This window comes from Candidatus Blochmannia vicinus (assembly GCA_030020825.1).
Classification (GTDB): domain Bacteria; phylum Pseudomonadota; class Gammaproteobacteria; order Enterobacterales; family Enterobacteriaceae; genus Blochmanniella; species Blochmanniella vicinus_A.
This window is the reverse complement of record CP125213.1, coordinates 701178-715419: the sequence shown is the minus strand read 5'-3', so window position 1 is coordinate 715419 and position 14242 is coordinate 701178. Positions and strand designations below refer to the sequence as shown.

The following is a 14242-nucleotide window of genomic DNA, read 5'->3' as shown; positions in this document are numbered from 1 at the left end:
ATAATTATATGACTATATGATATTAATCAATAATATACATACATTCCTTCATTCTTTCAGATCATTTTTATATAAAGAATAAAAACATTTACAAAAAAGTTTAACTTATACCAAACTCTGTTTGCATAGTAACATTTATTTTTTATTTTGCAAATCATATGATGGTATCATTTATAAAAACCTATAAATCAACTATTTAATAAAATAAATAAAGCACATAATTTGTTTAGAAAAAATAAGACGATTTATTCAAATAAGTACCATGTTGCAACGCTTCTATCCGTTTATCTAAAGAAGGATGAGATGCAAATAAATCACTTATCACACTATTTTTTTTTACACTATTAATATACAAAGTAGTGATGCTATTAGATACTTTAGACTCATGACTACGTTTTAATTCTTGTAAAGCAGAAATCATATTTCTACATCCCACTAATTTAGCAGATCCAGCATCTGCATAAAATTCACGATGACGAGAAAACCAAAATACAATCACGCTTGCAAACATACCAAATAAAATCTCTAAAAGAGCAGATACTATAACATACGTCAAAGAACTATTTACATCTTCATGATAATCATTAGTATCAAGTTGTTCATTATCTTGATCCTGCATAAATGAAGTCCAATAAGAAATTAATTTAGCAAGACTACGTGATATAAAAATAACAAAAGTATTAACCACACCTTGAATGAGAGTCATAGTAATCATATCACCAGAAGCAATATGATTCATTTCATGAGCAATAACAGCTTCAATCGATTCCTGCTTCATATTTTTTAAAAGACCAGTACTAACTGCTATTAATGCTGCATTTCTTCTTGCACCTGTAGCAAAAGCATTCATATCCATAGAATCATAAACAGCTAATTGTGGCGCAACAATATCCAACTTATTGGCTTGTTTATGTATTATCTTTAACAACCAATTTTCCATGTCGTTAGATGCTTTGTTAATGATTACACCATTAACTGCAGATAAAGCTACAAATTTTGACAAAAATAAAGAAATAATAGCACCCCCAAAACCAAATATCCCAGCCATTCTGACTAACCCAAATGTAGTAGAAGACCAAAATCCCAATAAACTCAATATACTGCCAAATAATATCATTACCGATAAATTGGTAATCACAAATAATATAATACGTACCATAAAAAATAATTTTCCTATTTAATAAAGAACTCAAAATATAAAAACAATGCTTTACTATACATAATCACTCAATTTTAAGTAATCCTATCCTGTACATAGAATACACACTTGTATTTCAATATTTGAAACAATCTAAAATACCCAATTACATATCAATATCTTTATATTAAATTAAAATTTAAAAACTTTATCAATTAACAAAATTCAAAAATTAATAAAACTGTAATATATTCAAAATTAATTATGTATACAATTTATATTCATTCCAAAAACGACCATCTTTAGCTATCATGGTCATTGAATCTACAGGCCCCCAAGTACCAGCTTGATAAAGCTTTGGTACATTATCTTCTAATTCCCAAGATTGTATGACAGAATCAACCCATTTCCAAGCTCCTTCTATTTCATCATGACGAACAAATAATGCTTGAATCCCGCGCATTGTTTCTAATAATAAGCGCTCATACGCATCAACTATATGTTCTGGACAAAAAGTTTTGTAAAAACTCAAATTTAATTTAGTAGCTTGTAAGCGATGCTTATGGCCTAATCCGGGTATTTTATTCAAAATTTGAACATCTATACCTTCGTCTGGTTGTAATCGAATGGTCAACTTATTATTAGGCAAATCTTGATATGAATCAGGAAATAAATTAATCACTGGTTTTTTAAAAAAAATTACAATCTCAGAACATTTAATTGGTAATCTCTTTCCAGTACGCAAATAAAATGGAACACCAGCCCAACGCCAGTCGTCTATATTAACACAAAGAGATACAAATGTCTCAGTGTTACTGCTCTTATTAGCTCCCTTTTCTTCTAAATAGCCTGGAACTGGTTTCCCATGAATAAAACCAGACGTATATTGTCCACGAACTGTAACATTATGTACGTTATTACAATCAATCTTCCGCAATGATCGAAGCACTTTAACTTTTTCATCTCGAATACAATCAGCACTTAAATTAGATGGAGGTGACATAGCTATAATGGTCAAAATCTGCAATAAATGACTTTGTATCATATCACGCATTTGACCTATCGAATCAAAATAACCCCAACGACCTTCAATACCTACTTCTTCCGCTACAGTAATTTGCACATGATCAATAGTATTATTATCCCAATTTGCAGAAAATAAATAATTTGCGAAACGTAATGCCAACAAATTTAAAACTGTTTCTTTTCCTAAATAATGATCAATTCGATAAATTTGTTTCTCCTCAAAATATTTTGATATCTGAGCATTAATAATACGAGCAGAATCCAAATTAGTACCCAATGGTTTTTCTATAACTATACGATTTGATTTTTTATTTAATCCAATAGTACTTAATCCTTTACATATAACGCCAAAAGTATCAGGAGGCGTAGCCAAATAATTTACTGTTACTATATCTACATTCTGTAATTTATCCAACAAATGAATAAATCGTTCAGTTCGATATACATCTAAATTACAAAAATCAAGTCGTGCTCTAAAAATACACCATAAAGATTCATCAATAGGATCTTGCATAAATTTTTTTAAAGCAGCATATACAACTTCAATATACATAACAAGGCTCCATTCTGCACGACCTACTCCTATAATACGTGTATCAGGATGAATAGCGCCTATTTTTTCTAACTGATATAATGATGGAAACAACTTTCTACGCGTTAAATCACCTTTAGTTCCAAAAATAATTAAATTACATGCTTGAGTAATAGATGTTGCTTGCATATTGGTTCTCTGATATGTTAGTTTATAGTTATTATATTTAATTACAATGTAAATATAAGTGACTTAAAATAAAAGCAGATATGTTGATTAAATATCAAATCAAAGCCCATAAAAATTAAATCTCACACATGGAGTCTGTCTAATACCAGTTAACTTTATATTTGCACAGCATCAACATAATTTTAAAATATGCAATTAAACTACTTATTCTAAAACCTAATATATTTAAATATTGTCATAAATAAGTATAATATCTATCCATCATAACCAAACCACCGTATCACAAGTTTATTTATAATTAAAGAATTTATTTATCTTAAAGATAATGGTATTCAGTTGCAACCAAAACATCTATATGTCTATTCAACATGATTAATTATGCATTCTGCAATATCAAATTTAGTTATGCCCTTGCACTATTAATATTTACAAAATTATTAATAGATTATTTCATAGATATTTAAAATAGATTATATACTATGTATAAAACTACCATATAACATATTAAGATTTAATGTAAAATAGTAAAAATTATCATATGTTGATAACATGATGATTATTCATCATTCTTTAATATTTGTTGTTTATATTTCAGTCCATAAGGAATTATCATGCCTTGCCAATTAAGAAGAACTAAAATTATCGCTACTCTAGGACCTGCTACAGATAAGGATAACAACCTTGAGAAAATAATTGTTTCAGGAGCAAATATAGTACGACTAAATTTCTCCCATGGAGAAACAAAAGAACACTTTATCCGCGCAAAAAAAGTACGCGAGATTGCCTCAAAACTAAGCAAATACGTCGCTATTCTTGGAGATTTACAAGGCCCTAAAATCCGTATTTCAACTTTTCAAGGTAACAAAATATATTTAAAATCTGGGGATAATTTTTTAATTGATGCTATGCTGACGAACAATATAAATGATCATAAATGCGTAGGTGTTGATTATGAAGAACTAGCACAAGACGTACGCTCAGGAGATTTACTTCTATTAGATGATGGGAAAATTCAGCTAAAAGTAATAACCATCCATAATACTAAAATTTATACTAAAGTAATTATTGGAGGTATTTTAACTAATCATAAAGGACTAAACAAATTAGGAGGTGGACTTGCAGCAAAAGTATTAACAAATAAAGACAAAATCGATATTATGACTGCAGCTAAAATTGGAGTGGACTATCTAGCAATATCATTTCCACGTAGCAGCATAGATTTAAATTTTGCTCGAAAATTAGTTGTAGATGCTGGTAGTCACGCAAAAATTGTTTCTAAAATAGAACGTGCAGAAGTGGTGGCATCCGATGAAACAATAGATGATATTATTCATGCATCAGATGCTGTCATGGTAGCCAGAGGAGATTTAGGAGTAGAAATTGGAGAACCAGAGCTAGTAGGTGTTCAAAAAAAGATAATAAAAAGAGCATGTGCTCTTAATCGAGCAGTAATTACTGCAACCCAAATGATGGAATCTATGGTTCATAATTCTATGCCTACTCGTGCAGAAGTAATGGATGTAGCTAATGCAGTATTAGATGGCACTGATGCAATTATGTTATCTGCTGAAACTGCTACAGGTCAATATCCATCTGAAACTGTAGCAACAGTAGCAAATGTCTGCCTAGGCGCAGAAAAAATTTCAAACGTCAATTTTTCAACACACACCAATCAAAAAAAATTTAATAACATCGAAGAAATTATAGCCATGTCAGCGATGTATACTGCTAATCACTTAGAAGGAGTAAGCGCTGTTATTGCTCTAACTGAATTTGAAAACACTACATTATTGATGTCTCGTATCAATTCAAAATTACCTATTTTTGCATTGTCCCAACACAAACGCACCTTAAATATAGTTACTCTTTATAAAGGAGTTATTCCTATTTATTTTAATCGAACAGGCGACAATATGATAGACGCCAAATATGCCAGAAATTTATTACGTGATAAAGGATTTCTCACGTCTGGAGAGTTAGTAGTTATGATACAAAACGACGTATACAACAAATGTGACATGATGAATGTCAGTCATATTTTACAAGTAGAATAATTATTTTTATCTCAATATTCCTGGAAATTAATTTTAAAAATACACATATTACATCCTCACATATACAATATATAATATTTACTTATTATCAAACTCAGATCCTCATTATTGATCAAATATCACAAAAATCCCTCTAATCAAAACGTAGTTTTGGAATAATATCTTTTACTTGATTTAAATATATTATACGTTCATTTCCTAATAATTTATCAAGATTTAAAATCTTAGTAGTTAATGGATTGACGGGACGACGATTAATCCATATTTCAAAATGCAAATGAGGACCTGTTGACCGACCTGTATTACCAGACAATGCTATATTGTCACCTCGTTTAACTTTTTGTCCAGGTATAACTAGTAATTTTTTTAAATGCATATATCGAGTCATACAATGACAACTGTGTCTAATTGTTATATAATTACCAGCAATTTTACTATATGTGCTTACAATAACCTCTCCATCTCCTACCGAAAAAACTGGAGTTCCAATAGGAACAGCAAAATCAACCCCAGCATGGGGAGATACTTGTCCGGTTACAGGATTTAATCTGTTTAAATTAAAATTAGAAGATATACGAAATGGTTTTAATGTGGGAAATCGTATAAAACTCCCTTCTAATCTTACAGCCTCACTATCATAAAATTTACCATTATTTGCGCGAAAAATATAATAGTTTTTACCAGAAGTATATAATCTTGCCCCTAGTAATTTACTTTTAATATTATGGTTACTATCCATCATTATTGATATTAATACCGCAAACTTATCCCCTTTACGCAATTTTCTAAAATCTAATTGATATTGTAATGCATTACTTATATCTACAATATAATTTTCTTCTATACCTAAAGAACGAGCGCTATCGATAAATGTTCCATTTAATTCACCTATAAATAAAATTGCAGGATATAAACCATTATTTAATTGATTTAAGAGTCTAATAATGCCTTCTGTAAAACTAGCATGAATCCGATTATATATACGAGTTTCCTGTGGAAAAATATCCCAAACCAAACATTGTAATTTTTTTTTTGTAATTATCATCCAAGAAAGTATTTGTCCTGTTTCTAACTTATTAAGTATTGGATGCTGTTGTAATAAAAGCGAAATCCCAGAAGCATCAACACCATCACTACTATATTTTATTAAAATTTCACTCAAAACATCATCTGGACATACTATATAATTATATACATTTATTTCTTTCGATAATTTATTAAAATATAAGTGTTTCTTTAAAATATCAAAATACATTGTTGCATTATTGCAAAATTTTTCATTTTTTATAATTTCAGATTTATTAGACTCATCTTTCTTAAGATAAAATTCCTTATTAAAATTTTTTTTATTACCATTAAATGCATATGGAATAAAAAATTTCCAAATAGACATCACTATAATGGTTAGTAGCAATATAGATGACATTATAAAATAACATTTATGCAAATAACGATATAATAACTTAATAGAACGAACTATAATACTACACACCAATTAATAACCTTATATTACGATTTATAACAAAGAAAATGATACTTAATAAAAACCAAAAGAAAATATAAAAAGAATAAAAACTTTAACACTAATAACACTACCTTTTAAAAATCACATTACCTAAAAATCTATCTAAAATAATATGAAAACTAAATGATCCATTTATCACTTTTTATATTTTAAAATATCTAAAAATAGCTTCCTTAAACACTTTTTAAAATATAGTTAACAACTGTACTACATAAAATACTATGATATTGAACCAACTACTTAATTACATATATTAATCAGGTGCATTAACCATTAAATCTATTGCTGCTGTAGTCTTAGGAAATGCAATAACCTCTCGAATACTCTTAACTCCAGTTAACAGCATAGTTAAACGATCTAAACCAAATGCTAAACCAGCATGTGGAGGCGCTCCATATTTTAAAGCATTCATTAAATACCCAAATTTTTCTTGCTGTTCATTTTGAGTGATACCTAAAATATTAAATACTGCTTGTTGTACATTAAATAAATGAATGCGAACCGATCCACTACCAACTTCGCACCCATTAACAACCATATCATAAGCTTCTGAAATCGCTAATAACGGATCTTTCTGTAAATCGTAAATATCACAATTTTTTGGAGAAGTAAAAATATGATGCATAGATACAAGTTGACCATAGCTGTTCTTTTTAAACATTGGAAAATCTATTATCCACAACGGAGCCCAAGAATCTTTTTTAATTAAACAAAGATCATTACCTAATTTAGATCTTAAAGGGCTTAATATTTTTGTAATAGATTTATTTTTGTCCTCACTCAATCCAAAAAATAAAATATCACCATCTTTAGTATCAGTTTTTTCTAAAATAATATCCAATACTGAATTATCTAAAAAATCAATAAATGATCCATTCATTTCTTTTTTAGCATTACCATTATTATATTGAAAAACCTTAATCCACATTAATTCCTGCAAACCACATTTTTTAGCATAATAAATATATTCATCAATCTGTCTTTGCGTCAATTTTCCACCATTAGGCACTTTCATCACTATTACTTGAATATCAATATTATTTTTGTGAATAAAAGATAGCCTATTTCGGCATGATTTAAATAAATATGATATATCAATCATTTCTATTGGATTTCTTAAATCTGGGGTATCAGATCCAAAACGTTGAATTACTTCAGAATACGTCAACTGAGGAAATGTTCCTAATTCTACATTTAAAATTTCACGCCAAATAATACGAATAAAAATCTCCATAAGTTCTCGTATTTTTTGTGCAGACATAAAAGAAGTTTCAATATCTATTTGAGTAAACTCTGGTTGACGATCCGCACGTAAATCCTCATCTCTAAAACATTTAGTAATTTGATAATATCTATCAAATCCAGCAACCATTAATAATTGCTTAAATATCTGAGGTGACTGAGGCAAAGCATAACTTTTACCCATATGCAATCTACTAGGAACAATATAATTACGCGAACCTTCTGGAGTAACTTTTGTTAACATTGGTGTCTCAATATTTAAAAATCCTTCTAATTCCATAAAACGATGAACAATTGAGATAATACGCGATCGAGTTTTTATGCGATGTAACATAACCGGACGTCTTAAATCAAGATAACGATATTTTAATCTATTTTCTTCAATATTATTATGATTAATATCTAATGGTAATGGCTCAGAAGTATTAAGAATACTAAAAATTTTTGCAGCTATTTCAACAGCGCCAGTAAACATATTTCTATTAATTTGATTTTTAGGTCGTGCACGAACGATTCCTGTTAACTGAATACAAAATTCTTGTTTCAATGTAGTTGCAGATATGCACATTTTTCTATTTTGATTAACATCAAAATAGACTTGTATATATCCTTCTCTATCACGTAAATCAATAAATATTAACCCGCCAAGATTACGATACTTACTTACCCAACCACATAACGTAACTTCTAATCCAACATGAGACAAATTTAATTGCCCACAATATGCAGTACGCATACAAATTCCTCTAATCATAAATGTTTAATTGCATAAAATATATTTAAAAAAATCATATCAAAAACATTATATATATATGCATATATATTTTTAATTTTAATAATTCATACAAATAAAAACATTGTCTGATGTTATATTAATCATTTCTCAAGATTACAAAATACTCATTCTGAACCATACTTAAATTTATTGCAGTCAATCGTAACTTATCTTGAAGATATCAATTAAGTAATATTTTAATATTTAAAAAAAATTAAATACATAGTTTTGACTAAAATATATACCATTTATTTTAGTCAAAACTATGTATTTATTATAAAATTATAATTTAAATAAATTTAATTAAAACTAAAACAAATTCTCTATCTAAAATAGAGCTAAAATATCTCATTTTTCACAAATAAAGTGTATTATATTGCTCACATATACAATTACTATTTCATTAGTTTTAAAAATAATTTTATATAACTTAATTATTATCCAACACAGCAAATATACTTAACAGATAAAAATAACCTTAAAGTATATTTGAAATTATAAAATAAAATTTATGATGTACATTACTAGAAATTAATATATTATCTAATATTATTAGATAATATATTTTTGAAATATTTATATGAATATTCAAACATTTTTACTAAAAAAAATAAACCAAGCTCTATTATTAATTACGAATAAATCTGTTTCCAATCTAATAAAAATACAACAATCAACAAAAACAAAATTTGGGGACTATCAAGTTAATGGATTAATAAATATCTCCAAAAAATTACATATCCCTGTTGAAGAACTTGCTAAAAAAATTATAGAACTTATCGATTTAAATAATATCGCTCAAACAACAAAAATTGAACAACCAGGATTTATTAATATATTTTTAAACACAAAATGGATATCTCATCAAATTAATAGTATTTTTTCAGCACCTCGTTTAGGTATTACTCCGGTCACACCAAAAACCATTGTTATTGATTACTCTAGTCCAAATATTGCAAAAGAAATGCATGTTGGACATTTACGTTCAACTGTTATAGGAGATAGTGTTGCTCGTGTTTTATCTTTTTTAGGACATAACGTCATTAGAGCCAATCATATAGGAGATTGGGGCACTCAATTTGGCATGCTTATTGCTTATATAGAAAAAAATGTTCATCCTAAATTTTTATTAAATAAATCTATAGAATTATCTAAATTAGAGAATTTTTATCAAGAAGCTAAAAAAATGTATGATATTGATCCCGATTTTGCAGAATTATCTCGAAATTATGTTCTAAAATTACAAAAAGGAAACAAATATTGCTGTCAAATATGGCAACGTTTAGTAGATATCTCCATATCAAATAATCAAAATATATACATGCGATTAAATGTTACTTTAAAAAAAAGCGATATTATAGGAGAAAGTTTTTATAATAACATGCTTCCTGATATTGTATCAGATTTAAAAAATAAAGGCTTAGCAATTACAAGTAATGGAGCCATTGTAGTACCTCTAAAAAATTATAACAATAAAAATGACACTCCTTTCGGAGTAATTATTCAAAAAAAAGATGGAGCTTACTTATATAGCACTACTGACATTGCTTGCATAAAATATCGCTGCAAAATATTGCATGCCGACAGAATTATTTACTATATTGATAGTCGCCAAAAACAACATATCATGCAAGCACAAGAAATTGCCCATAAAGCAGGTTATTTAGATAAATCAGTGCTATTAGAACATCACATATGCGGTATGTTACTTGGAAAAGACAAAAAACCATTTAAAACACGAACTGGTAATGCATTAAAATTAAAAACATTGTTAGATGAAGCTTTAAAACGTGCTCGTTTATTGATATTAAGTAAAAACTCCAATTTAAAATACGCTCAAATAAATAAACTAGCACATATTATTAGTATTGGTGCTATCAAATATTCTGAATTATCAAAAAACCGTATTATAAATTATATATTCGATTGGAATAACATGTTAAAATTTGAGGGAAATACTGCGCCCTATATACAATATGCATGTACTAGAATTTTTTCTATTTTTGAACGATCTAAAAAAATTGATTTTCAACTAAAACAAAATCATATTCAATTAGAAACTCAAGAAGAAAAATTGTTGGCAATTTGTTTACTTCAATTTGAAGAAACAATTACTACAGTAGCAAATCAAGGAACCCCTCACATGTTATGTTCTTATTTATATAAATTATCTGTATTATTTTCTTCTTTTTATGAACACTGTCCAATCATTAAAGTAGCCAATACACACATAAAATATAGTAGATTAAAATTAGCATTAATTACTGTTCGTATTTTAAAAAAAGGATTAAATTTATTAGGAATTAAAACAGTAAAGCATATGTGATAAACTAACACATCTATTATTTAATAAAAAAACTCTATTCTCTACTTAAAAAAATAAAATCTTTTAAACGAATACCTACACACCATAACGTCAAACAATAACTACTACCAACTAATACTAAAACAACTATCATTCTAATTAATCTATAAAAAATACGCCCTTGCGTCCAATCAGATATATACATTAACAATCCTACACATGCTGCACACAATATAATAAGAGCTACAATCAATTGGCCACAAAAAAACAGCCATCCAGGCTGGAATCGAAATAAATATTTTTTTTTCAATTTCCAATATAATAACCCTGCATTTAACCATGCCCCTAAACTAATAGAAAAAGAAAAAACAACATGCTTTAATGAATGAATACACATTAAATTTACACATTGAGTAAAAACAAGTACAATAACGATTATATAGACTGGAGTCTTAATATCATGGCGTGCGTAAAAAGCAGATGTTAATATTTTAGCCAAAATTAAACCAGGTAACCCTATCGCATAGGCGATGACAGAATATTGTGTCATTAGTACATCAAACTCTAAAAATTTTCCATACTTAAACAATGTTATTATTAATGGTTCCGACAAAACTCCTAAAATAACAGCACTAGGTAAACTTAGTATAAAACATAACTTAATACCCCAATTTATCAAACAAGAATAATCTTCATAATTTTTATTAGAAATAAAACGAGACAAATATGGATATAAAATAGTAGTTAACGTTACACCAAAAACTCCAATGGGTAACTCCATTAATCTATCAGCATAATACATCCAAGAAATAGCACCATCGCTCAAAAAAGAAGCAAGAATGGTATTAATAACTAACGATATCTGACTACTTGAAACAGAAATTATAGCAGGAACCATTGATCTATATGTTTTACATACTCTACTATCATGAAATTGCATTTTTGGAATAACTAACATATTAATTTTTTTTAAAAACAGCACACAATAGACGCACTGTAATACTCCTCCTACAATAACTGACCAAGCTAATCCCATGATAGGAATATGAGAATATACACGCTCTGCAAATAACATAAAGCTGATCATGCTAATATTTAAAAAAACTGGAGTAAACGATGGTATTAAAAAAAAATTACAAGTATTTAAAATAGATCCCATTAATGATGTCAATGACACTAATAAAATATAAGGAAACATTACTCTAAACATTTTAATAGCCATAATAAATTTTTCTGTAGAACTATCAAAACCTGGAGCAGTAACCGCGATAATCCAAGGAGCTGTTATTAACCCAATTACAACTACAATAGTTACCATAAATATTAACACACCAGAGACTCTAGAAATAAATACTCGTATTTCTTCTTCACTATCACGACATCGATATTCTGATAATATAGGCAAAAAAACTTGATAAAACACTCCTTCAGCAAAAATACGTCTTAATAAATTAGGTAATTTAAAAGCAATGAAAAACGCATCTGTCATGACACTGGCGCCAAACATTCGAGCTATAATAGTATCTCTAATAAAACCCAAAATACGAGATAACATAGTTATAAAACTCATTGAAGTCAGCGACTTTAACAGATTCATTATATTAAAATTTTCAAAAATTCAGTATAAATATAGTATTATTCAAAGATAATTTTCATCACAAATTAAAAAATTGCGCTGAGTTACATAACTTATAACAACCAGTTCTATAAACAATAATATTATTTTGAAAATATTTTGATTTTAGAATCATATATTTAAAATACCAATAGAACGTATATATAAACTACAATTATTATATATCTCTGTTATAATGTAGTACATATACTGATGCGCACAAAACATGGTAGTTATTAAAAATAACTAATAACAAAAGCCATATTGCTTATGCTATATATTTTTAAAAAATGACCGCTTAAAATGCTTTCTTTAAAATTTACTATAAAACTGGTTAACTATGTGTAACATAAATATTTACACATATTAGCAATCTTTAGTAAAGATAATCACTTTTATTATTAAGTATTATATTTGGAACAAAATATATAAAAGATAAACATACACAAATATTATATTTATGTATTTAAATGTTTCATGAAAAATATAAAATACATATTAATTTACACTGTGATTAAAAATAAAAACATACAACTATTAAAAATATTTTTAATACACACAGTAAACAAAAATGTATACAAAATACACAAACGAGGACCCATGTATACAATATCGCAAGCCAGAAGACTAGGTAAATATTTTTTAATTATAGATAATATGTTTGTAGTTGTAGGTTTTTATGTTGTTTTCCCACTTATTTCAATATATTTTGTCGAACAACTAGGATGGGGAGCTTTTTTAGTAGGATTTGCTTTAGGATTACGGCAATTTATTCAACAAGGATTAGGAATTTTTAGCGGTGCCTTCGCTGATAAATTAGGCGCAAAACCCATGATCGTATCCGGATTATTTATGCGTACTTTAGGATTTATTATAATGAGTATTGCAAATACTCCCACGTTATTATGTTTATCATGTGTATTATCTGCATTAGGTGGAACATTATTTGATCCACCACGCACTGCCCTTGTAATTAAATTAGTTCGCCCATGGGAATTAGGGAGATTTTATTCTGTATTAATGCTAGAAGACAGCATGTGTGCTATCATAGGTATTGTACTAGGCACATGGTTATTACAATATGACTTTAAATTAGTATGCTTTACCGGAGCAACATTATTTTTTATCGCTGGAGTTTTTAACGCCTGGCGATTACCTGCATACAAAATTTCTAGTTCCCATGATTCATTACTAGAAGGTATAAAAAAAGTACTTAATAATCAAAGATTTATAATTTTTGTTTTTACCTTAACCGGATATTATATCTTATCAGCTCAAGTAATGTTAATGTTACCTATTCGTATTCATGAAGTATCTGGACAACTATCATATATAAAGTGGATGTATATCATAGAAGCAATTTTGTCTTTATTATTGATTATTCCTATAACTTGGTGGAGTGAAAAATATTTCAAATTAGAAACCCGCTTAATGGTAGGGTTAGTAACTATTATTATTAGTTTATTTCCCATTGGGTTAGTTAAAAACTTACATATGCTATTAATTCTAATTAGCTTATTCTACATAGGTTCTATTATTGCTGAACCTGCGAGAGAAACTTTAGTGGCTTTACTAACAGATTACAAGGCACGTAGCAGTTACATAGGTTTTAGTAAACTGAGCTTAGCTTTGGGAGGTACTGTAGGTTATAGCGGCAGCGGATGGTTATATGATATTGGTAAAGCACAAAATTTTATGCAATTACCTTGGATCGTTCTGAGTATAATCGGTTTAATTACTTTATTAGGATTATATTTTCAATTCAAATATTATTCTTTTCAATCTTTACTTAATAATAAAAATAATAAGAAACGTAAACTATAACTAAAAATATATAGTTA

General features: G+C 28.0%; 8 protein-coding genes. 3 read left to right on the top strand and 5 right to left on the bottom strand.

All coding sequences use genetic code 11. The features are described 5' to 3' along the window. Positions 1-226: 226 nt before the first annotated feature. Together htpX and zwf are read right to left on the bottom strand one after the other, a co-directional pair. The gene (gene htpX / locus QMA81_03020; protein WHL25237.1) at positions 227-1159 is read right to left on the bottom strand and encodes a protease HtpX; all 933 of its coding nucleotides are present in this window, start codon (positions 1157-1159) and stop codon (positions 227-229) included. Between the two features lie 241 nt (positions 1160-1400). Beyond that, entirely contained in the window at positions 1401-2885 is a 1485-nt protein-coding gene (zwf, locus tag QMA81_03015; protein ID WHL25236.1) for a glucose-6-phosphate dehydrogenase, read from the bottom strand. A gap of 611 nt (positions 2886-3496) precedes the next feature. Between zwf and pyk the strand changes: the two genes are divergently transcribed. Continuing rightward, positions 3497-4939, top strand: a complete 1443-nt coding sequence (gene pyk / locus QMA81_03010; GenBank protein WHL25235.1) for a pyruvate kinase — start codon at positions 3497-3499, stop codon at positions 4937-4939. A gap of 133 nt (positions 4940-5072) precedes the next feature. On the opposite strand, the gene mepM is transcribed toward pyk, so the two are convergent. Together mepM and aspS are read right to left on the bottom strand one after the other, a co-directional pair. Further along, positions 5073-6434 (bottom strand): murein DD-endopeptidase MepM, encoded by a 1362-nt coding sequence (gene mepM, locus QMA81_03005; protein ID WHL25234.1) that lies wholly within the window; start codon positions 6432-6434, stop codon positions 5073-5075. Between the two features lie 283 nt (positions 6435-6717). Then, positions 6718-8442: an aspartate--tRNA ligase gene (aspS, locus tag QMA81_03000; GenBank protein WHL25233.1), complete on the bottom strand. Its 1725-nt coding sequence runs from the start codon at positions 8440-8442 to the stop codon at positions 6718-6720. A 619-nt stretch (positions 8443-9061) separates the two neighbouring features. Between aspS and argS the strand changes: the two genes are divergently transcribed. Continuing rightward, a complete protein-coding gene (gene argS, locus QMA81_02995; protein WHL25232.1) occupies positions 9062-10807 on the top strand; it encodes an arginine--tRNA ligase in 1746 nt (581 codons plus the stop codon). Between the two features lie 34 nt (positions 10808-10841). Here the strand turns inward: argS and murJ are convergent, their stop codons facing one another. Further along, the gene (murJ, locus tag QMA81_02990) at positions 10842-12383 is read right to left on the bottom strand and encodes a murein biosynthesis integral membrane protein MurJ (protein ID WHL25231.1); all 1542 of its coding nucleotides are present in this window, start codon (positions 12381-12383) and stop codon (positions 10842-10844) included. Positions 12384-13001: 618 nt separating this feature from the next. Here murJ and mdtH point away from each other — a divergent pair. Continuing rightward, positions 13002-14225, top strand: a complete 1224-nt coding sequence (mdtH, locus tag QMA81_02985; protein ID WHL25230.1) for a multidrug efflux MFS transporter MdtH — start codon at positions 13002-13004, stop codon at positions 14223-14225. The last annotated feature ends 17 nt before the right edge of the window (positions 14226-14242 follow it).

Bases quoted from the DNA above. Each gene is read 5' to 3' on its own strand.
- mdtH (WHL25230.1), top strand. From the start codon at position 13,002: ATGTATACAATATCGCAAGCCAGAAGACTAGGTAAATATTTTTTAATT.
- murJ (WHL25231.1), bottom strand. From the start codon at position 12,383: ATGAATCTGTTAAAGTCGCTGACTTCAATGAGTTTTATAACTATGTTA.
- zwf (WHL25236.1), bottom strand. From the start codon at position 2,885: ATGCAAGCAACATCTATTACTCAAGCATGTAATTTAATTATTTTTGGA.
- htpX (WHL25237.1), bottom strand. From the start codon at position 1,159: ATGGTACGTATTATATTATTTGTGATTACCAATTTATCGGTAATGATA.
- argS (WHL25232.1), top strand. From the start codon at position 9,062: ATGAATATTCAAACATTTTTACTAAAAAAAATAAACCAAGCTCTATTA.
- pyk (WHL25235.1), top strand. From the start codon at position 3,497: ATGCCTTGCCAATTAAGAAGAACTAAAATTATCGCTACTCTAGGACCT.
- aspS (WHL25233.1), bottom strand. From the start codon at position 8,442: ATGCGTACTGCATATTGTGGGCAATTAAATTTGTCTCATGTTGGATTA.